The 21316-nt window shown below is 49.4% G+C and carries 15 protein-coding genes and 1 pseudogene; 9 read left to right on the forward strand and 7 right to left on the reverse strand.

Going from position 1 to position 21316, the window contains the following annotated elements:
* Positions 1-232: 232 nt before the first annotated feature.
* From BXP70_RS22105 to BXP70_RS22135, 7 genes are all read right to left on the reverse strand, one after another.
* Positions 233-547: an outer membrane protein assembly factor BamE gene (locus BXP70_RS22105; RefSeq protein WP_086596299.1), complete on the reverse strand. Its 315-nt coding sequence runs from the start codon at positions 545-547 to the stop codon at positions 233-235.
* A gap of 10 nt (positions 548-557) precedes the next feature.
* Entirely contained in the window at positions 558-869 is a 312-nt protein-coding gene (locus BXP70_RS22110; protein WP_086596300.1) for a sll1863 family stress response protein, read from the reverse strand.
* Between the two features lie 118 nt (positions 870-987).
* On the reverse strand, positions 988-1542 hold the full coding sequence (locus BXP70_RS22115; RefSeq protein WP_086596301.1) for a hypothetical protein: 555 nt from the start codon (positions 1540-1542) through the stop codon (positions 988-990).
* Positions 1543-1693: 151 nt separating this feature from the next.
* Positions 1694-3052, reverse strand: coding sequence for a dicarboxylate/amino acid:cation symporter (locus BXP70_RS22120; protein ID WP_086596302.1), 1359 nt, complete (start codon positions 3050-3052; stop codon positions 1694-1696).
* A 131-nt stretch (positions 3053-3183) separates the two neighbouring features.
* The gene (locus tag BXP70_RS22125) at positions 3184-4380 is read right to left on the reverse strand and encodes a PQQ-dependent sugar dehydrogenase (RefSeq protein ID WP_086596303.1); all 1197 of its coding nucleotides are present in this window, start codon (positions 4378-4380) and stop codon (positions 3184-3186) included.
* A 64-nt stretch (positions 4381-4444) separates the two neighbouring features.
* Positions 4445-5131, reverse strand: coding sequence for a hypothetical protein (locus BXP70_RS22130; RefSeq protein ID WP_086596304.1), 687 nt, complete (start codon positions 5129-5131; stop codon positions 4445-4447).
* Between the two features lie 127 nt (positions 5132-5258).
* Positions 5259-5543, reverse strand: a complete 285-nt coding sequence (locus tag BXP70_RS22135; protein WP_086596305.1) for an aminoglycoside phosphotransferase family protein — start codon at positions 5541-5543, stop codon at positions 5259-5261.
* 489 nt (positions 5544-6032) lie between these two features.
* On the opposite strand from BXP70_RS22135, the gene BXP70_RS22140 reads away from it, so the two are divergent.
* From BXP70_RS22140 to BXP70_RS22180, 9 genes and pseudogenes are all read left to right on the forward strand, one after another.
* Positions 6033-9218 (forward strand): SusC/RagA family TonB-linked outer membrane protein, encoded by a 3186-nt coding sequence (locus BXP70_RS22140; protein WP_086596306.1) that lies wholly within the window; start codon positions 6033-6035, stop codon positions 9216-9218.
* A 12-nt stretch (positions 9219-9230) separates the two neighbouring features.
* A complete protein-coding gene (locus BXP70_RS22145; protein ID WP_086596307.1) occupies positions 9231-10841 on the forward strand; it encodes a SusD/RagB family nutrient-binding outer membrane lipoprotein in 1611 nt (536 codons plus the stop codon).
* Between the two features lie 180 nt (positions 10842-11021).
* Positions 11022-13133 (forward strand): TonB-dependent receptor family protein, encoded by a 2112-nt coding sequence (locus BXP70_RS22150; RefSeq protein WP_086596308.1) that lies wholly within the window; start codon positions 11022-11024, stop codon positions 13131-13133.
* An 818-nt stretch (positions 13134-13951) separates the two neighbouring features.
* Entirely contained in the window at positions 13952-14656 is a 705-nt protein-coding gene (locus tag BXP70_RS22155) for a polysaccharide biosynthesis/export family protein (protein WP_317044481.1), read from the forward strand.
* Between the two features lie 87 nt (positions 14657-14743).
* Complete coding sequence (locus tag BXP70_RS22160) at positions 14744-17047, forward strand: GumC family protein (protein ID WP_245849714.1); 2304 nt, start codon at positions 14744-14746, stop codon at positions 17045-17047.
* A 94-nt stretch (positions 17048-17141) separates the two neighbouring features.
* Positions 17142-18446: an MATE family efflux transporter gene (locus tag BXP70_RS22165; RefSeq protein ID WP_086596365.1), complete on the forward strand. Its 1305-nt coding sequence runs from the start codon at positions 17142-17144 to the stop codon at positions 18444-18446.
* 65 nt (positions 18447-18511) lie between these two features.
* Positions 18512-19459 (forward strand): hypothetical protein, encoded by a 948-nt coding sequence (locus tag BXP70_RS22170; protein WP_086596310.1) that lies wholly within the window; start codon positions 18512-18514, stop codon positions 19457-19459.
* Between the two features lie 325 nt (positions 19460-19784).
* Positions 19785-19949, forward strand: a pseudogene (locus BXP70_RS31075) (DapH/DapD/GlmU-related protein); the annotation flags it as partial.
* 235 nt (positions 19950-20184) lie between these two features.
* The gene (locus tag BXP70_RS22180; protein ID WP_086596312.1) at positions 20185-21315 is read left to right on the forward strand and encodes a glycosyltransferase; all 1131 of its coding nucleotides are present in this window, start codon (positions 20185-20187) and stop codon (positions 21313-21315) included.
* Position 21316 lies beyond the last annotated feature (1 nt).

Here is a 21316-nt window from a genome sequence, read left to right on the forward strand (position 1 = left end):
TCTATTTGCGTAGTAAGAATCTGAGAAGGTCGTTGTGCTCCCGCCAAGGCGAGCGTACACCGCGTGAGAAGTCTAGTAGAATAAGAACACTTGCGCAAGCAAAGCAAGGTGCAGGACGACTTGCCTAACTGCGGTGCTTAATAGCAAAACGCCCCAAAGCTAGGTGGCTCTGGGGCGTTTGAAGAAGATAGAATTTATACCTCTGACCATGCGTGGCGCACAGCCAAGGGGGTTAGTTGCCAGTTGGGCGCTCTTTGCCAGAGGCCTGCGGCGCACAAGACTTGGCTTGTACTTTCCCATCGGCACCAAACTCGATACGGATAGGCGTGGTATCAGTGGCACTGCCGAACAAGTACGACCATGTAGTGCCATTGCCGCTTTTGTCGTCTTGGCCGGTTGGCTCGCCCATCAGGTGACGAACCTGTTCCTGGGTCATCCCCATCTGGACTTTCTCGCATGCTTCGGCATTTTTGTAGCTTTCTTGAGCCGTGCAGGCAGTGAGCAAGCAGCTGGCTGCCAGAGAAAACGTGAGGATATAGTTGCGCATGAAGGAAGGCTTAAAACAGGTTTTGCAGATCCTTACGCAGGTTGTCAACGCCCCGGCGAATTTCGTCCCACACGCTTGAGTCGTGCTGCGTAGAGTCAGCTTTGGCGTCCTTCGCCGACCCTAGCTGCTGCTCAAGCTGCGCGCGCTTCACTTCCAGCGCCGCAATGTGCTCGTGGTAAGTGGCTTCGGAGTGGGCGGTAGTTGTGTGGGCGCGATTCTGAAGAATCTTGATTTTGGCCGTAAGCTCGTCGAGGGCTTGGTGCAATTCGTGCTCGTTGAGTTGTGGGGCGCGCATGTGTTCGGGGTGTGGAGTGTAGGTCATGGCGGAAATAGCTAGGGAAACGGTGCAAAAAGCGCCGCTTCCATGGCGGAAAAGAAGTCTAGCTGTTGTACTGCTTTTGACCGCGAAAAGATGCCACTACTTCGTGGAATACCAGACCCTAGGCTTCCCATTGGCGCGGCACACCTAGCTCGCGGGCTAGGGGAGCCGCTGCCGATTGCCACACATGCTGCAATAGTCTTGCGACGGATTCAGCTAGCTCCACGTGGTAGTCGGGGTGTAGCTTATCAGCTTGCCGCAATGCCTCATGGGTGCGCCGGGCTAGGTGTTGGAGCAAGGGTTGGGTAGGGCCATGTAACCGCGCAACGGCGGCGGGCTGGTGCTCAAACACACGGCTGAGTAAGCGCACTGTTAGCTCTACCTCCCCAAAGGCGTCGCCGGTTATTTTGGCGTGGTAGCCAATGCGGGCCTGCAATTGCCGCACAATCACCAGTAGGTCGTTGGGCGTTTGGTGAAAGCCGCGCACGGGGTCGTCAATTTGGGTGCGCAGGGCTTGCCGGCGGTCTTCTAAAGCATCCGGACCTTCCAGCAAACGGTAAGCTAGCTGCTCCGTGAGCACCGCATCCTGACTGACCAAGCGGATGAGGAGTTGGTCTTTTTCTTTCTGGGGTAAGTTGAGTAACGCTTTGCGCAGATCGGGGGAGAGGGTCGGCATAGGAACTAGGAGACAAACCAAAGCAGTAGAAACGCGCCACCGCATTTTCAGCGCTGTCCATCAGCTAGATGGACAGCTGCGACATAAATAAGGCAAGCGCCGGACGCGCCACGGAGCGTTCCTACTAGCTAGGTAAACACAAAAACGCGCTTTATTTCTCCTGCGGAAACTGATATTCTTCCAGCCGTGGGTTAGTCTTGTCTCCTAGCTTTTCCGGCACCTGTTCGGCCGGAACGGCTAGGCCTTGCAGGGCCTGTTGGTGCCGCGCCTCGTCAAATTCGCCCTCACTTTTGGCAATGATCAGCGTCGCTATGCCATTGCCGATAACGTTGGTGATGGCACGCGCCTCGCTCATAAAGCGGTCGACGCCCAGCAGCAACGCCACGCCTTCTACCGGAATGACTTTGGTAGCGGCTAGCGTCGAGGCCAGCACGATAAAGCCTGAACCTGTGACGCCCGCTGCTCCTTTCGAGGTAAGCATCAGAATACCAATGAGCGACAATTCTTGGCTGAGTGACAATGAAATATCGAAAGCTTGCGCCAGGAAAATAACGGCAATAGATAGGTAGATAGACGTACCATCGAGGTTGAAGGAATACCCCGTTGGGATGACCAGGCCCGCTACCGAGCGCGAGCAGCCAAGCCGTTCAAGCTTATCGATCATGCGCGGCAGCGCCGACTCCGACGAGGAGGTGCCGAGCACCAGTAGAATTTCTTCTTTGATAAAACCTAGGTAGCGCCACAGGCTCAGCCCATAGAACCGCATAATTAGGTTGAGGACCACAAAAATGAATAGGAACATTGTCACGTACACCACAGCCATGAGCTTGGCCAGCGGCAGTAGCGTGGCAATGCCGTATTTGCCAATGGTGAAGGCCATGCCGCCAAAAGCGCCTAGCGGGGCGAGCTTCATCACGATGGCCAGCACCCCAAACATGGCGTGCGACAGCCGATCAAAGGTCTGCATGAGCGGCTGCCCATAGCTAGCTGGCAAGCGGCTGACAGCCACGCCGAACAGCACCGCAAACAGCAAGACTTGCAGGACTTCGCCCTCGGCAAACGCGCCCACCACATTGTGCGGTACGATGTGCGTGAAAAACGCCACCCAATCCATGCCGCCTGTAGTGGCCTGTGTCGTGTACTTGGCTGCTTCGGCCGCTTGCGCCGTGCCTTGGTTCGCCACCGAAGCCCGTGCGTCGATGCCGTGACCGGGCTTGGCTAGGTTCGCCGCCGTGATGCCAATTACCAACGCTAGGGTAGTCACGATTTCAAAGTACAGCAGTGCTTTCCCGCCTACGCGGCCTACCTTTTTCATGTCGCCCATGCTGCCAATACCGAGCACGACCGTCAGGAAGATGATGGGGGCGATGAGCATTTTGATGAGGTTGATAAATGTATCGCCGACAGGCTTGAGCGCCGCTCCGAAGCCCGGGAACAGCGCCCCGACGACGATACCGAGGGCAATGGCGGTGAGAACCTGAAAGGTGAGGTTGGAAGTAAGTTTTTTCATAAGTAGGAGCAGGCAGCCTCACCAATAGTATAATGCAACGAGCGAACAAAGCGAAAGGCTGCTAGGCAGCAGGAGTGGCAAGCTAGACATGCCGCCAAAACAGTAAGGGGTGCGGCGTGCAGCTAGCTAACCTAGCTTTTTTTCGTGCTAGCCGTGTATGCCACGCGGTAAATCACCCCGTTATCGTCGTCCGACACGAGTAGGGCGCCGTCGGGGGCTTGCACGATGCTGCACGGGCGCCCAAACTCCGATTTGTCGTTTTCTACTAGAAACCCGGTTAGGAAATCCTCAAACTGCTGGGGCTGGCCCTGGGCGTTGAAGCGCACACGCACAATCTTGTAGCCGGAAGGCTGCGCACGGTTCCAAGAGCCGTGCATGGTCACGAAAGCGTCGTTTTTATATTCGGCCGGAAACTGTGCTCCGTTGTAAAATATTAAGCCGAGCGGGGCAGAGTGAGCCTTGTACAGCAGCAACGGGCGCTGCGTTTTGGCGTCGAACTGCTCGTAGGAGTCTCCGCTCTTGGGTTTGTTGGCAGGATAGTGTTTGCCGTCGGCGATGATGGAAGGCCAGCCGTAGTGGGCGCCGTCCTTAATCTGGTTGAACTCCTCTTGCTGGTCTTCGTCGCCGAGCCAATCGATGCCGTGGTCCATGCCGTACAGCGCCTTGGTAGTTGGGTGCCAGTCGAAGCCGATGGTGTTGCGCAAGCCGCGTGCGACCACGCGCCGCCCCGAGCCGTCGGTATTAATTTGCAGCAGCGTCGCGTTTTCGGGGTTATCCTCGTCGCAGGCGTTGCAGGTGCTGCCCACCGATAAGTAAAGCTTGCCGTCGGGGCCAAAGTGTAAGGTGCGGTTGGCGTGCTGGCCAGCATCGGGCAGATCCTTGTAGAGGGTTTTGAGCGTACCTAGGGTGCCGTCTTTCTGCACATCAGCCACGTACACCTCCCGAATGGCGGCAATGTAGAGCTTGTTGTCTTTGAGAGCTAGGCCGTGCAAATGGGCGCGTTGAGCTACCTGCTTGGTTAATTCTGCTTTGCCATCCTTATTGGCGTCGCGAATAAGCGTGATAGTCCCTTTCACCCGGTTCGATACGTACACATCTCCGTTGGGCGCAACGGCTAGCATGCGCGGCATATCGAGCCCATCAACGTATTTGGTGACGGTGAAACCCGCTGGCACTTTCAAACTCGCCACGCGCGCATCTGTTACGGGCAGCTTAGAAGGCAAATAGATGTTGCCTGTCATTTTGAATGGTGTCGCCTCGGGCGGCACGTTTTGGGCAATCGTGGTAGTGGCAGCGAGGCAGGCAAGAGAAAGCGTAAGCAGGCGCATAAGATGAATAGGCTAGGTGTGCCTTGTTCAACTGTGGAGTTGCCGCTAGGGTTGCCGGGCTAGCTTAGTAGAAGCTAGGTCGCGTCATTTTCCAGATGGAGACTATGCTTAGTAGCAGGAGTAAATACAGGGAATTACGCCAGGCTGGGTCAAGCAGCAATTGTTGGAGAGGAAGAACCCCAGGTAACTCCGACGCGACACGTAATATAAGACGGCATTCGCCGAGAAACCCGTAGGAGTCAACACAGTTTGCAACCGTCTTTGGAGCAGGCTCTTCCGTAAAAGCATAAATAGTGAGTGCTTGACCCTTAGCATCAACGAGGCATCTGTTCTTCTCATGCTTCGCCAGTAGATCTAGCACTTTGATTACATCACTGTAAAAAGCATTTGAATGGAAGCGCAATCGAATACCATCGACAGAATTAGGAAACCGTTGAAGTCTGTCGAGGGCTGGTTGTGATGCTTGAATTATCCACCAGTTGTGAAATGCATCATTAGTAAAACGGTAGTCACGCCACAGTCTCAATGCTTCCATTTCTCGTTGCGTATAGTACCAGCGCGACCCAGAATCTTCCTCCAAGCGGCTATAAAGGCTGTCATCGGCAGGCATGGTATTGAACTGCAAAACATATTGAGGTAGAAACCTCTGGTCTCTGGCTATCTGCATGCATCCAAGCAGTAACAAAACCCCGAGCGCCAACAGCCCCGGGGGAAACAACAACTTGCGACGATAACGGCGGGGTACATGCATAAGCGTGGAAGTAATGAGGTTGGCTTTAGACAGCTAGATGATGCCCGTCCTCGTCATTTTCCACACGGCTGCTAGGCTAAGCAGCAAAAACAAGTTCGCCGAGTGGTGTCACTTAGCTATACCTAGCCTAGGCTCCTAGCAGCGCTTGGTTCACATACACATACGTGTAGCGGTGTTGCACCTGCTCGGGTACGGCAGGGAGTTGTTGCTGGGTCCAGGTATCATCGTCGAAGATGCTTTGCAGTTGGGCTTCGATCTGGTCCAGAGAAAGGTCGGCTAACTTGTCGTCGAGGGCCACAGCGCGTTGGTGGAGTTCTTCGGGTGTAGTAGCTAGGGTAGTAGGAACTGGCGCGTCGGAAGAGGGCAACTGCTGGAGAGCCGCCAGCACTTGTGGAGTGAGGTACTGCTTCATAAAAAGGGATAAGCAAAAATTTGAGGTGCCGGGTACTGATAAGTACGTATCCTCTCGGATGTTTTTGCAAGAAAAATCATCCAATGGTCAAATAAACTGCGGAAGCGTCTGGGTGTATCAATAGCTAGGCGACAATGTGATGTTTGTCTTTGATAAGTACAATATAATGTGTATTAGACAATGCTTTAGTATTGCACTTTAATAGTATTAAATTGGTATTAACAGTGTTGATTATTTGTTAAAATATAATTATTAGAATTTTATGAGACTAAAAAGTAGGTTGTGGTGAGCAAGATTATGTACAATCATAAAAGGAATAAAATAGAAAATATGTCAATGCAAAGCGGTATTAACTGAAACGTTTGCATATAAAGTCGAGAAAAATAATAATTTCTCAAAATGAAATCATTGGTATCAAAATAAGACTTGCGCTGTATACTTGTGGATTGATGTTGTTCAGCTCACCAAAAAATCACTAAAAGCAACTACATGAAACAAAAATTACTCGTAACACTTCTCTTGGTTGTTGGCCTGTTGCAGCAGGTAGCAGCGCAGAGTCGAGCAATTTCGGGGCGGGTCACAGACCGAACCAATGGGCAAGGGCTACCAGGGGTCACGGTGCTGGCAAAAGGCACGACTATCGGCGTCTCTACTAATGCCGATGGCGGCTACTCGATTACAGTCCCAACAACTTCCTCGGTTCTCACTTTTTCTTCCATCGGCTACTCCGCCGTCGAGCAGCCCATTGGCTCGGCTACTAGCATCAACGTTTCGCTAGGTGCTGATACCAAGCAGCTTGGGGAAGTAGTCGTAACTGGTGCCCTCGGTATTCAGCGCCAGGCGCAAGAGCTAGGTTATGCTACTTCAACCATTGGCTCAAAGGAACTTAACCAGGCACGTGTAACAAACGTGACCAACGGCCTAGCCGGTAAAGTATCGGGCTTGCAGATTCAAACCGTTAACAACGGCATCAATCCTAGCGTACGCGTTACGTTACGCGGCACTCGCTCGCTCACAGGTGAAAACCAGGCTTTGGTGGTTATCGACGGCGTGCAGACGACGCAGGACGTGCTAACCTCGTTGAATCCTGACGATATTGCTGACATAACTATTCTGAAAGGCGCCAATGCTGCCGCCCTTTACGGCTCGCAAGCCACAAACGGCGCCCTGATTATTACTACTAAGAAAGGCGGCAACGGGCCTGCTGTTACTTTCACCCACACTTCGCAGCTAGAGCAGATCAGCTTCTGGCCCAAGCTCCAGAACGAGTTTGGCCCCGGCTCGTCGGAGTGGATTCAGGAATACACACCCTACGAAAACCAGCAGTACGGTCCCCGTTTCGACGGCACTATCCGTGACCTAGGGTACAAGCCAGAAGTAGGCGATGTACAAAAGATTGCGTACGTGTCACGGCCGAACGAACGCAAAGATTTCTTCAATACTGGTTACCAGATGCAGAATAACGTGTCGTTTTCAGGCGGCGACAAGGATACTAAAATCTACGTCTCGTACCAGAATACGCACAACAAAGGCATCTTACCGAAGGATGAGTATGACCGCAATACCTTCCGTACGAACGCTTCGCGCCAGATGGGCAAGCTCTCGGCTGGCGTAAACGTGTCGTACACTACCTACAAAGTTGACCAAACGACTGGTGGCGTTTACAACCAACTGCTGAACACCTCGTCGCTGATTCCGCTTACACAGTACAAGAACTGGCAGACCGACGTATATGCTAACCCCAACGGCTATTACAACGAGTACTTTGCCAACCCTTACTTCAACCTTGACGACAACCGCCGCAGCATCCGCCGCAACACGCTAGTTGGCAACATCGACCTAGGCTACAAGATTACGAGCTGGCTGACCGCGCAGTACCGCATAGGCCTCACGGCCATCACCGAGGGTAATAAGAGCTGGCAGGAGAAATTTACGTACTCGAACTATACGCTCACCCGGCCGATCAACTCCCGCACCAACATTCCAGGAGCAGTATCTGATCTGTCCAGTGCCGTGAACCGCCTCAACTCCGACTTGTTCCTCAACTTCGACAAGAAATTCGGGGTGATTTCGGTGAAAGCTATTTTAGGCAACAACGTGCAGGTGAATAACGCCAACTACCAGAGCGTAGCCGCCAATGCGCTGTTCGTGCCAGGCGTGTTCAACGTTAACAACCGCATTGGAGAGCTGACCGGAGGGCAGGCGCAGTTCCGCTACCGTCAGGGTGCCTTCTTCGGCGACCTTACCCTAGGGTATAAGGACTTAATCTATCTGCACGGCTCCGGTCGCCAGGAAACTGTTTCGACGCTTGACCCCGACAACCGGTCCTACTTCTACCCGAGCGTAGATGCCTCGTTGGTGCTTTCTGAAGCCATACCCGCGCTGAAGGAGCTGTCCTTTTTCGACTACGGCAAGCTGCGTGGCGGCTACTCCAAGGTGGGCCAGGTGAACTTTCCCAACAGCTCGTCCGGCGTAGCTACCACGTACGGCGCCTACAGCCTAGCTTCCGCGTATAACACGGGCAGCGGCTTTCCATTCGGCTCTACAGCGTCGCTTACGCTCAGCAACCAGGTTGTGCAGCCTGGCTTGCGGCCAGAATTTACGCACTCTACAGAAGTGGGCACCGAACTGAGCTTCCTGCGGCAGCGTGCAAGCCTGACGGCTACGTACTACTACCAACTCTCCGTTGACCAGATCATTGCGGCGAGCATTGCCCCTGCCAGCGGCTATAGCTCCTATTTGCTCAACGCGGGTCGTGTGCAAAACAACGGGGTAGAAGTAGATCTAAACTTCACGCCTATCGAGAGCCGCAGTGGTTTTACATGGCGCGTGGGCGCTAACTACAACTACAACAACAACAAAGTGCTCAAGATTACGGACCAGACGCAGCAGTTGGCTTTGTCCACGACCGGTGACAATGGGCAAGCACAGATATACGCCATTGCTGGGCAGCCCTATCCAGTTATTCAGGGTACCGACTACAACCGCGACAGCCAGGGTCGTGTGATTCTCTCCTACATCAACCTAGGTCAGGGAACAGCCGCCAATGGCACTAAGTACGATCGGCAAGGTTGGGTGCCGTCGCAGGCGAGCCAGTTGACTAATTACGGCAACTCGCTGCCTAAGCACAAATACGGCTTCAACACCAGCGTATCGTTCAAAGGCCTCACGCTCGCGGCGCAGGCTGAGTACCGTACGGGCTACTATATCTACCACGGCGTAGCCTCTACTATGGACTTCACAGGAGCCTCGGCGCGTAGTGCATCTACCGGTCGCCTGCCCTTTGTGATGCCAAACTCCTCAGTACTTGCTGCCGACGGCGTAAACTACGAGGCCAACACCACCAACCTGACGCCTGGTGGGGCCGAGTTTTGGGCTAACAGCTCTTACAACCGCAATATTGCCGCCAACTACGTCACCAAGGGCGACTTCTTCAAGCTGCGGGAGCTGTCGTTGAGCTACGCAGTACCTACCACACTACTAGGTGAGGCGAAGTTTATCAAGGGTTTGAACCTCAATCTATACGGTCGTAACCTGTTCCTGTGGGTGCCCAAGGAAAACCAATGGACCGATCCGGAATTCAGTAACCAGAGTGGCAATGCCATCGGCATTAACGACGTGGGCCAGACACCGCCTACTCGCTTCTACGGCGCTAGCCTATCGGCCACCTTTTAATTCGCATCAGTGATGAAAAATATAGCAAAGCTTTTCGTGGCTGCAGCGCTCCTGTCGCTGGCAACCGGCTGCGAGTCGTTCTACGACATCAACGACAACCCAAACAGCGTGACTCCGGATAAGGTGGTGCCTTCTGCCATCCTGGCCCAGGCCCTGAAAGTAACCGGCGACACCTACGGCCTGACCCTGAATGGCTACGGTAGCTGGACGGTTGGTTACTGGGGTAAGACCGGTACCGTGAATGGCTACAATGAGGAGCGTACTTACACGTACGGCGCCACTTACTATCAAGGCTTTTGGGGCAATACGTATGATAATTTGAAGGACTACGATGGTATCGAGAAAAGCGCCTCCGCGCAGGGGCAGCTCTACCATGCGGCTATTGCCAAGATCATGAAGGCCTTCAATTACCAGTTGCTGGTAGATCAGTACGGCGATATTCCTTACACGCAGTCGTTACAGGCCGATGCGGCTACCCCTATCATCGCGCCCCAGTACGACAAGGCTGAGGACATCTACAAAGATTTGATTTTGCGACTGGATGAGGCCGTGGCTGCCATCAAAACAGCGCCCTCTACCACTCAGGCCGTGAGCGGCGAAGATATTGTCTTCACGGGCAACATGACTAATTGGGTGAAGTTTGCCAACACACTCAAGCTTCGTATTCTGCTCCGTCAGTCCTTTGTACCATCGTTGGATAGTTACATCCGCACCGAGATGGCGAAGCTGCAAACAACGGCAACCGATGGCTTTGTAACTACCGACGTGCAAGTACAGCCTGGCTATATCCAATCAACGGGTAAGCAGAACCCTTTCTGGAATTCTTACCGCGCCAATCCTGCTGGCTCGCGCATTGCCCAGAGCAACTACCAAAATGGCACGCAGTACATCATTGATCAGTACGACAAAAATAACGATCCGCGGGTATCGCAACTCTATGTGAAGGCCACGGCAGGAGCATTCAACGGGACCTATAAGGGTGTAGTGCTCGGCGACCCAAACCCGCTGCCGGGTAGCACCCAGATTTCGCGCTGGAAAGACTATGGCGGCATCCTAAAGGGGTTCGATGCACCAGTGCCACTGCTGCTAGCGGCCGAAAGCTACTTTCTGCAAGCGGAGGCTAAGTCGCGCGGCTACCTAACCGGAGGCGACGCTGGCGCCAAAGCTGACTACAACAACGGCATTCGGACCTCATTCGTGTACTTCTATACGCCTGCTCCGAGCCAATCTGGTAGCACAAACAACGTGTCGGCTAATGCCATGTCAGACTACACCAAGTACTTGGACGCCAATTCTTCCAATGGTTTAGTAAGCTGGGATGCAGCTACCACTAGGTTAGACGTTCCGACTGGAAGCAACCCGCGTGCTGTTACCAAATTGGAAAAAATCATCTACCAGAAGTACTTGGCAATGAACACGGTAACATCTATTGAAGCGTGGAACGAGTACCGTCGGACAGCATATCCTAAGTTTCCACCCTCGCTGCAATCCGTCTCGCCGCGCGCCGACAAGCTGCCGCTACGTCTGCTATACCCGCAAACGGAGGTGAGTACAAACAGTGCCAACATCCCAGCAGATATCAATCAGTTTACGTCCAAAATTTTCTGGGATGTACTGGACTAAAAGCTAGGTCTGAGCTACAAAAAAAGGAGGTTGACTCGTCAACCTCCTTTTTTTGTGTTGTTAAGGGAAGCGTTTCGAAAAATAGATGGGCACCCAGTCAATTTGCCGTCTGCCCAAACGCATTCAAGTAAACATCCGGGCTGCTTTCCCGTTTGGGCAAGAGTCAATTTACTTTTTTTCATGCCCCAGCGCTACTATTTGCCGCTGCTGCTTTTGGTGCAGCTGCCTGCTTACGCCCAAAACCTAGCTTCTGTCTCCGATACTGCCCGCACCGTGCGCCTGCCCGAAGCCACTGTGACGGGCTACGGCACACGTTTGCCTCTGCGCCGTACGGCTGCCGCCATCGGCGTGGTCGACGCGGCGACCATCGAGCGTTTCAACCAAACCTCTCTTACCCAGGCGGTAAATACGCTGCCAGGTGTGCGGTTGGAAGAACGAGCTACCGCTAGCTACCGCATTAGTGTGCGGGGCAGCACCCTGCGCTCACCCTTTGGCGTGCGCAACGTGAAAGTGTACTACAATGATATCCCCTTTACGGAGGCCGCCGGCACCACACAGCTTAACTTGCTCGACCCAGCCATCATCGGGCGCATCGAGGTGATCAAAGGTCCTGCTGGTAGTGTGTACGGAGCGGGCACGGGTGGTGTCATCTTATTTGAAAACCGCAAACCTAGGCCCGACGAAGCCAGAGCCCAAGTGGGCTTTACGGTCGGCAGCTTCGGTCTGCGACGCTACTCCGTAGTGGCAGAAAGCGGCACGGCAACGGGTTATCTGCGCGCGCAATACGCCCGACAATCCGTGGATGGCTACCGGGACCAGAGCGCCCTGCGCCGCGACGTATTTGCCCTAGATGGCGAGTTCACGCCTTCCGACAAGCGCACCATTGCGGTACATGGCCTGTACACCGATATCTATTATCAATTACCTGGTGGTCTCACGCGGGCACAATACGAGCAGAACCCACGCCAGGCGCGACCTGGGACAGCTACGGCACCCGGCACGGTAGCGCAAAAGGCGTCGTATGCATCGCGCACGGCGCTGCTGGGCGTGAGTCACGAGTACCGTTTCTCCGACCGTTTCTCCAACAAAACCACCCTGTATACTTCGGCCACTTCCATCCAAACGCCTTACTTGGTGGATTTTGAGCGGAACACGGGCGTGGGTTGGGGCGGGCGCTCGAGTTTCAACTATCGTACAACGTTGGCAGGGCGTACGTTGCGGCTAGGTGCCGGGGCGGAGCTTCAAAACAGCTTCGAGGACGCACGGAGTTACCGAAACCTAGCCGGTGTGCCCGGCACGTTGCGCTACGACGACGAGATTCGGACAGCGGCTGGGTTTGTGTTTGGGCAGGCAGAGTTGGAATTGCCCGCTGGCCTTCTGGCTACTGTGGCAGCTAGCTATAACCGGCAGCGTTACCGCATTGCGCGAATTTCGGATGCCGCCACGCAACCTGATAGCTATCAGTTCGAGCGCAACTTCCGGCCGCAGGTTTCGCCGCGAGTTGCGCTGCTCAAAGAACTCACTCCCCGCATTTCCGCCTATGCTAGCGTGAGCAGTGGCTTTTCGCCGCCCACCGACGAGGAAATTCGCCCCTCAGATGGCAGCCTAAATCGGGCCTTGCAAGCGGAGCGCGGCACGAGCTACGAGCTGGGTACAAAAGGGAATGCGTTCAACAACCGCCTGACCTTCGACCTAGCCTTGTTTGATTTTCGGCTGCGACAAACCATCGTAACGCGCACTACCGATGCGGGTACCAGTGTATTCTTCAACTCTGGCAACACTCGGCAGCGCGGCGTAGAAGCCGCTGTGAGCGGCTGGCTCTGGCGTCCCACTTCCGAAGCCACAACCTTAGGTTCTACCCAACTAGCTGGGCTGCGGGCGTGGGGTAGTTTTGCTTACAACCATTTTCGCTTTGGGGCTTACCAAAATAACGATCAGGACAACAGCGGCAAGCGCCTGACTGGCACGGCTCCCCAGACTCTGACGGCGGGCCTTGATGCGGGGCTACGCATCGGCTTCTACCTCAGTCCAACCATTAACCACCAGGCCCGCATTCCGCTCAATGACGCCAACACAGCGTACGCCGCTGGTTACTGGACCTTTGGCACGCGCGCTGGCTGGCATCGTACAGTGCTAGGCCACCTCGAGACTGATATCTATGCGGGTATTGAAAACGCACTAGACCGGCGCTATAGCTTAGGCAACGACTTGAATGCCTTCGGAAGCCGCTATTTTCAGCCTGCTCCAGGCCGCAACTACTACGCGGGGGCAACCTTGGGCTGGAAAATTTAGAACACGGATTCGAGCGAATGGTGCGAATGCATATTCGTACAAGCAAAAACGCCATCTTTTCAATAGGATGGCGTTTTTGTTTTTGAGCTAATAATAAATTTTCAGTTGCCAATTTGTGGTAACCGAAAACATATTTAGGTCTGTCGTTCGAATTACGTTGCCCTAATTCTTATAACGAGTAAAACTTGGCAGAATCATCTAGGATGCCTCTGCCGGAACCAAGTGTACTTTGAGCTGATAGCAAAGGCTTCGCCAAGCAAACTGTAACCCTTAGGAGTTGCACGTGACCCGGATGCCACTCTGCGCTATTGTCGGTGTAAGAAGCACATCTCTATATTTAAGATGTAACTATCTGTAATACAAGAATATAAGAAAGGATAAGGGCTTTTTGATAAGCTTAGCTTGTGAGCAAAAGGCAATCTTATACGAGCATGAAACCAATAAGGTTACTGAAGCTTGGAAGCCGTATTGCATGATTTTAGAAAAAATTATGACATTTTTTTTGTGCATTAATATAAATTCACTAATATCGTTACGGGATTAGTTAAAATATTTATTGATTAAGTGCAGTTGTAAGTTGCTCCTAGTATGCATAGGGCCCTGCTTAAGAAAAACTACGCTTATTAATCTCTCATCTGCATTCTAATGGCAGATGAATAAAGCCGCTTAGTGCCTATCTGCTATGAGAGCAGGTAATACTTCATACATCTCATTTCGAAAACCAAGTGAACAGAGCAACACAGTTAGTGCTAAAGAGTAGTAAATATTGGTGTTTCTTGATTTGTTTAATTTTTGCATCCTGCACTACTTCTAGAAATTTGATTTATCTGAGTGATCTGAAAAATGTTAGAGAGTATGACGAGGAAATAAAAAACAAAGTTGACACTAAGATTTATCCTGATGATTTATTGAGTATTACAGTAAGTAGTTTGAACCCTGAAGCTAATATATTATTCAATAATGGCACCATACAGTCAGGTACTACTAATAGTTTAGCTGCTAGTAGTAAAGCAAACGAAGGATACTTAGTTGATAAAAACGGTAGTATAAATTTCCCAGTTTTGGGGAAAGTAAAGCTAGGAGGGTTGACCAAAGAGCAAGCTATAGAAAAAATGACGAGTGAAATTAAAAATCACGTCAAAAATCCTATTGTTAATATACGATTTATAAATTTCAGAATTACAGTTATTGGGGAGGTTACTCATCCCTCTACTTTTACAATTCCTAATGAAAGAATCAATATAATAGAAGCATTAGGCTTGGCTGGAGATATGACCGCTTATGGTAAGCGGGAAAACATGCTTATTATAAGAGAAAAAGAAGGAGTTAGGAGTGTTGTAAAAGTAGATTTAACGAACAAAGACATATTAAATTCACCGTATTTTTATTTGCAACAGAATGATATATTATATGTAGAGCCTGCTAGAATAAAGCAGCTTCAGAGTAGCTCAAGCACCTTCTATGTACCGCTCATATCAGCAGCTGTTTCTATTTTGAGCTTAGTTATAATAATATTCAAATAAAAAGTAAGTGTTGGTTGTTTTTTTGTATGATTAAATAATTGAGTAGATATGAATACTAGGGAACTGTTTCCATTAAACTCAGAGCAGGTGGAAGAAAAAGATATAAAGCGAATGGTGGGGCAGTACATACGTTACTGGTACCTATTTCTGCTTGGAGGGATGATAGGCTTAGGTATTACCTATTTTTATCTACGATACTACGCCGTTCCTCAGTATCATGTATATAGCACGCTGCTTGTTAAAGATGATAAAAGCGGTCAATCCGTCTCTAACGCTGAGGCTTTAAGCGATTTAACGATGCTTAAATCGGCTAGAAATATTGATAATGAAATTGAAGTACTGAGGTCGGAGAGCTTGATGGAGAAAGTAGTAAGCGAGCTAAATTTGGTCGCTAATTATTATGTTGAAGGAAAATTCGTTAATAGAGAAATATATGGCAGGGAATTGCCCGCGAAACTTTTAATAGACAAGCTTGATTCTACTGCCATAGGTAAATCGATAACCTTACACTTGCATCCAGATAATTCGTTTCAGTTAGAAGATTATGATGGAACTGTTACTTCTCATAGCTTCGGTCAACAGATAGCCAAGCCTTATGGTCTATTTACAATAATAGCCGCGTCGGGCGGGAACACTGCCGACAGAAAGGTTATCGTGTCTTTCCAAGATATTCACCAAGTAGCTGACCACTACAACAAGGCCATAGCAGTGCAGCCTGTTGGTAAGAGCGCTAGTGTGTTAAGCTTGAGTCTGGTAGATCCTATTCCAGAAAAGGCGAAAGATATTCTTGATAAACTGATGGAAGTCTACAACGACGAAGCTGTTGTAGATAAGAACCTAATGGCTACCAGCACCTTGAAGTTCTTGGATGAACGTTTGAAGTATATAACTGCCGAGCTATCTGGGGTAGAAAAAGGGGTAGAGAAGTACAAAAGTGTGAATGGCTTAACCGACATAAGTACCCAGGCCTCTGACTATACAGCACAAGCAAGTGATTATAACAAGCAACTATCAGAGTGGGGAATTCAGATAGATGTGTTAGAGTCTATTGAAAACTATCTGAAACGAACGAATGGTCAGTATTCTATGGTGCCAAGCACCCTAGGTATAAAAGATGAAACGTTGTTGGGCCTTATCGGTAAATTCAATGAATTGCAATTAGAAAGAGAGAGGACCTTACGTACTACCCAACCTTCAAGTTTACTCGTTCAAAATTTAAACGAACAACTTGCTAATCTCAGAATTAATATTCTTGAAAACCTGCGCAACATAAAAAAAGGTCTTCAGATTACTAGTAATAACTTAAGGAGTACTTCTGGCCAATTTCAATCTAAAATTAAAAGAGTTCCTGAGATGGAACGGCAATTGTTAGAGATAAATCGTCAGCAATCGATAAAACAGAATATTTACGTGTATTTGTTGCAGAAGCGTGAAGAAACTGCTCTGACGTTAGCAGCTACTGCTTCTGCTGCTAGGGTAATTGATCATGCTAGAGGAGGGGGATTTCCAATAAGTCCTAACAAACAGACGCTTTATTTAATGGCGTTGCTGCTAGGGTTAGGTATTCCATTTGCTGGGGTATATATCAGCACTCTTCTGAATAACAAAGTTCAAACTCAATATGATATAACTAAGGTAGTAAATGCTCAAATTATTGGTGAAATTGCCCATAATAAGAAGGGTGAAACACTAGTAGTTACAAAGAGTAATCGTACTCCAATTGCAGAAATGTTTAAGCTCGTTCGAGCGAACTTACATTTTGCTGCGCTTGGTAAGAAAAATATAGTCATGATGGTTACTTCCAGTATGAGCGGAGAAGGAAAAACCTTCTTTAGTATTAACCTGGGAGCTAGCTTGGCACTAACAGGCAAGCGCGTTGTGCTTCTAGATCTGGACTTACGAGACCCTAAAGTTGCAACGGAGCTAAACTTACCGGAAAGCCTAGGTATTACTGATTATTTGGTTTCTAGTGATGTCTCGATTCATGACATAGTTAAACCTTCGGAAGCAGTTTCTGATTTATTCATTGTTAATTCTGGACCGATACCACCCAATCCTATTGAATTAATAATGAGTTCTAAGTTCAGTCACCTGATACAAGAGCTCAAAGAGAATTTTGATTATATCATCATCGATACTCCCCCGGTAGGGCAAGTTGCTGATGCTTTTGCTCTGCGGTCTTTTATCGATTTCACAATCTATTTAGTGCGCTATAATTATACCTACAAAGCGCAATTGAATATAATTAAAAACATCTGCAAGGAGAATACTTTGAGTAAACCTATGATTGTGATAAATGACGCAAAAGAAGCAAATGGTAATAACTACGGTTATGGTTACGGCTATGGCTACGGTAAAAAATACGTCAAGAAGAAAAAAGCACTACTCTAAAGCATAAGTGGAACACCTAGGTTCTTTTGCTCAGCTGAAAGCATAAGGAACTACTAATAGCTTGAGCCTCGTGCTTTTTCAGATACAGTTCACTATGAAGGTGCTTGTACAACGTTTGTCTACCAGTCCACAGTACGCGAGGGTATTGGAGTGGGGGAAGCTGGTTACCATCACGGGAGGGGCCCAGGCGTTTGTGCAAGCTCTTGGTCTAATTGGTGGCATTTTAGTTATTCGGCTGCTACCGACCCGCGAGTACGCCCTTTATACCCTCGCAAACACGATGCTGGGTGCCATGATTATTTTGGCGGACGGAGGCATCTCGGCAGGCGTGTTGGCACAAGGTGGCAAGGTTTGGAATGACAAACAGAAGCTAGGCGTAGTACTTGTGACTGGCTTAGATTTAAGGAGAAAGTTTGCAATTGGTAGCTTGCTGCTTGCTGCTCCTGTCTTGCTATATCTGCTCCGTAGTCATGGAGCTAGCTGGCTAACGGCTGGGCTTATCATTGTTTGCCTCGTGCCTGCATTTATTACGGCTCTTTCGGGAACGCTGCTGGAAGTAGCACCTAAACTGAGGCAGGATATAGCACCATTACAGAAAATCCAGGTTGGGGCTAACCTAGGCCGGCTATCTATGCTGGCTTTGACGCTTTTCACCTTCCCATTGGCATTTGTGGCCGTTCTAGCTAGTGGGCTCTCCCAGATATGGGCGAACCGCGAATTGCGTAAAATCTCGGTTAGTTACGCCGATTGGAATCAAAAGACAGATCCGGCAGTCCGACGCGAAATCCTCGCTTTCGTTAAGCGCATTCTACCAGGTTCCATTTACTACTGCCTCTCTGGGCAGATTACCACGTGGCTAATTTCCTTTTTCGGCACTACCACTGCTGTGGCGCAAGTTGGGGCGCTAGGTCGTTTGGCAATGATGCTAAGCCTCTTTAGTGTGTTATTTAATACGTTGGTTCTGCCTCGTTTCGCCCGTTTGCCCGATAAAATAAACCTGCTACTCAGCCGCTATCTGCAAATACAAGCCTTGTTAATCATAATAAGTGTTTCAATTATAGGCATAGTTTGGTTGTTTCCTTCTGAAATACTTTGGGTTTTAGGGAAAGATTATGCTAATCTGGAAAGTGCGGTTGTATTAAATATTATCAATAGTTGTCTGGGATTAATTGCTGGAGCGTCCTTTTCTATCTGTACTAGCAGAGGCTGGGCTATCCATCCTTTGATTTCTATACCTGTCACTATTGTAGCTATCATTTGCGGAGTTTTTCTGTTTAATATTAGCTCATTGTTAGGTATTTTAACACTAAATATATTTGTGAGTAGTATAGAAGTTATTATGTATGTAGTGTACAGTCTGTTAAATATTACAAAGATCAGATTGCAAAATTCTTATTAGCAAAATCAGCGGAGTAGTTAGCATAAATCCTCTTCAAGATTTAGTTGAATGTACCTTTGTTTGTCATGAATTCAGTTGTTTGCACACTTTTCGAGGGGCATTATCACTACGGGCTGGCGGCGCTAACCAATTCACTTTACCAGCAAGGGTATCGTGGAGTAATTTACGCTGGTTATAGAGGTGCGCTACCAGAATGGGCTGCTGCCGCAACAGAAAATCTTAGTCCGTGCTGGCCTGGTAGCCAGACATTCGAAGTAGCGGAGGGATTACAGATTCACTTTTTGCCAGTCGAGGTCAATTATCATTTAACAAACTACAAACCCGACTTCATGCTCCGCTTGTGGAGTGGTCCCGCAAAGGACACTCAGGGCATGGTTTATTTCGATCCTGATATTGTTGTGAAATGCAAATGGAAGTTTTATGATAAATGGATTACGCGGGGAGTAGCATTGGTGCATGAAGTTATTGCGAATGATATGCCCTCGTCTCATCCATTACGGCTTGAGTGGCAGGAGGTAATTGCCAGAATAGGTAAAAAGAATAATCGAGAGCTACGTTCTTATATCAATGCTGGGTTTTGTGGGTTGACAAGCAACCACAAGGAGTTTCTTAAGCTGTGGTCTACTATCATAAGCACAGCAGTAGAGCATTATGGCCTGGATTCAAAAACCTTTATTCCCTTTGATCGGACGCATATATTTCATGGTGCTGACCAAGATGCGCTCAATATCGCTGCTATGTGCTGCGAATGTCCAATTAGTGAAATAGGTCCGGACGGAATGGACTTTATTAATGGGGGGTGGACAATGTCTCACGCGGTAGGTTCTCCTAAACCTTGGAAGAAAAAATTCTTACTGTCAGCATTAAAAGGCAACCCTCCTTCATTAGCAGAACGTGCCTTTTGGTTGAATGTAGCAGGGCCCATTATTTGTCATGGTAAACAAGAAGTCAGAGTTAAGCGGGCTAGTATTTTAGTTTCGGCATTTATCGGCAGATTTTATCGGCGTTATTGATATGATTAGGAAAATTATTTCCGAATTGCGCTTATATCTGTGCAACGAATGGGTAGCAACAATTCCAAGTCATAGACTTAGAAGGTCGTTCTATCGGGGTGTTATGAAATTTACTATCGGCGATCGGAGCAGTGTGTTCATGCATTGTAATTTTGATTGCACCAAAGGGTTGGTAATTGGAAGTGATTCCGTTATTAATGCAAAGTGTCGGCTTGATACCAGAGGAGGGATAATTATTGGAGATAAAGTTTCAATCTCACAAGAGGTAGTAATTTTGACTGCTGACCACGATGCAAATGCTTCTGACTTCGCTGGTCGCGATAGGATGGTTACTATTAAAGACTACGTCTGGATTGGTACAAGAGCAATGATTCTACCAGGGGTGACCATAGGAAGAGGCGCCGTAATAGCCGCTGGCGCGGTAGTTACGAAAGATGTTGCTCCCTTTTCGATTGTTGCAGGTGTACCGGCTAGACTTACTAAAATGAGAGCTAATCAATTGGAGTATTCGCCTAATTATGAGCGCTTATTTCAATAAATAGCATCTTGTTTAATTTGATTCGATTAATGAGTAAAAATTGCTTGTATGTTTTTAAAAAAATACATACGTAAAATCTGATATTTCTGTGAATTGCTTATTTTTTGATAGATAGCATTCGTAGTTAAATTTTTCGAGATAAATAATAAATATACCCAGCCCACATAATTACTACACCTACTGTCTCATGAAACTTGTCTTCCTCTGCGGTTCCCTTGAGCCTGGCCGCGACGGCGTAGGGGATTACACACGCCGGTTAGCTGGGGAACTCATGTGTCAAGGTCATCAAACAGCCATAGTGGCGGTCAACGACGCGCATCTTAGCGAGGAACTGGATGGGTCGCAGCCATGTGGGGCAGTGCAAATACCGGTACTTAGGCTACCCGCTGGCTGGTCAGAACGACAGCGGTTTAGCAGGGCAGAAAGCTGGGTTAACCAATTCGACCCGGCTTGGATTAGCCTGCAATTTGTGCCTTATGCTTTTCACTCGAAGGGGCTGCCTTTGTTCCTAGGTAAGCATTTACAAAACTTGATCAAAGGCCGACGTGTGCACCTGATGTTTCACGAAAGCTGGCTGGGAGCAGGGGTAGGAGCTAGTGTTAAACGTCGGCTGATTTCGGCGCTTCAGAAGACAGTAGTGGGTAACATTCTCGTCTCATTACAACCCACCGTGCTGCACACCCATTTACCAACTTATCGAACGCAGATAGAGGCCCTAGGTTGGCAGACACGAAACTTGCTTCTGTTTTCGAATATTCCTCTGACGGAGGCTGCAGTGAGCGAAGCGGATACAGGGATTTTCCGGGTAGGCATTTTTAGCCAGGCAGATAGCAGCGTGCCGCTCGTCGAGTTTCTGGCCCAGCTAGCTGAGCAGATAGTCCGGCAAGGAAGGCAGTTCCAGGTGATGCTGATTGGGGGAGACGCGGCTAAGATGCGGCAGCTAGGAGCGACATTAGAAGAGGTACCTAGCCTGCAAAATCGGATTTGCTACACGGGCTTCCTGGAGTCTCATCAGCTGTCTGAAGTCTTACGCACGTGTAGCCTGGGCTTAACGCCAGTGCCACGGCATGCTCTGGGCAAAAGCGGAAGCGTGGCGGCTTTTCTAGAACATGGTATTCCAGTGGCTGCCCCCAACGTTCATCCGGAATATGAAGCAGCAGACATTGGCTTTTTTACCCCTAACCTGCGCGCCGCTATCTTGCTCGATCCTGATATCCAGCGCTTTAAAACAGCGCAAGCGTCAGCTCGACTTGCGCAAGGTGCCATTCACATCTCATCTGTTGCCCAAACCTTTGTAGAAGATCTAACATGCCAGTAAT

It is taken from the genome of Hymenobacter crusticola, assembly GCF_002154225.1.
Lineage (GTDB): Bacteria > Bacteroidota > Bacteroidia > Cytophagales > Hymenobacteraceae > Hymenobacter > Hymenobacter crusticola.